Source organism: Lactobacillus hamsteri DSM 5661 = JCM 6256, assembly GCF_000615445.1.
Classification (GTDB): Bacteria; Bacillota; Bacilli; order Lactobacillales; family Lactobacillaceae; genus Lactobacillus; species Lactobacillus hamsteri.
This window is the reverse complement of the sequence record NZ_BALY01000074.1, coordinates 1-934: the sequence shown is the minus strand read 5'-3', so window position 1 is coordinate 934 and position 934 is coordinate 1. Positions and strand designations below refer to the sequence as shown.

General features: G+C 34.9%; 1 protein-coding gene. It reads left to right on the top strand.

Annotated elements, in window-relative coordinates; genetic code table 11:
- Positions 1-46 precede the first annotated feature (46 nt).
- Positions 47-913: an ROK family protein gene (locus JCM6256_RS09190; RefSeq protein WP_025081374.1), complete on the top strand. Its 867-nt coding sequence runs from the start codon at positions 47-49 to the stop codon at positions 911-913.
- The last annotated feature ends 21 nt before the right edge of the window (positions 914-934 follow it).

Below are 934 nucleotides of genomic sequence, written 5' to 3'. Positions count from 1 at the left end.
TTTATTATTATACCTAAAAGTATATATTTTTATTAAGGAGATTAAAATGAATTTAGCAGCAATTGATATTGGCGGTACAACAATTAAAATCGCAACTTGGAAAGATAATAAATTACAAAATAAGCACGCAGTAGACACTCCTAAAACACTTGAAGAATTCTACACTGTTTTAACTGATGAAGTTAATAAAATTAAAAGCGAAAATAAAATCGATGGCGTAGCAATTTCATCTCCAGGTGCAGTAAACAAAGAAACAGGAATTATTGGAGGCTCAAGCGCTATTCCTTACATTCATAACTTTAAAATTGTCGATGAACTCGAAAAGCGTTTTGAATTACCCGTTACTATTGAAAATGATGCCAATTCTGCTGCATTAGGAGAACTGGCAGACGGTAGTGGCAAGAGCTGCAATTCAATGGCATTCTTTGTCATCGGAACTGGCGTTGGTGGTGCTTTAATCATTAATCAAAAAATTTGGCACGGTGCTCACCTATATGGCGGTGAATTTGGCTATATGATGATTAATGATGGACAATTGTCAGCTTTGGCCTCACCTGTTGCAATGGCTAAAAGATATAATGCTCGAACAGGAAAACATGCTAACGGAAAAGACGTTTTTGAAGCCGCAGACAATAATGATCCAATTGCGGCTCAAGAAAGAGATACAATGCTTCATGCCCTTGCTACAGCAATCTTTAATATTCAACATAGTTTTGATCCAGAAAAAATTGTATTGGGCGGCGGAATTTCAAATAATCCTAAACTCTTAACCTTACTTAACGAAGAAATCGAAAAAATTAGAAAGAGTATGCCTAACCTCGTTACAATTAAACCTGATTTGGCTATTTGTAAACTTAAAAGTGATGCAAATTTACGTGGTGCAGTGGCTGATTTTGAACAAAATCATAAGTAATTTCAAAAAATATCCGCTAAA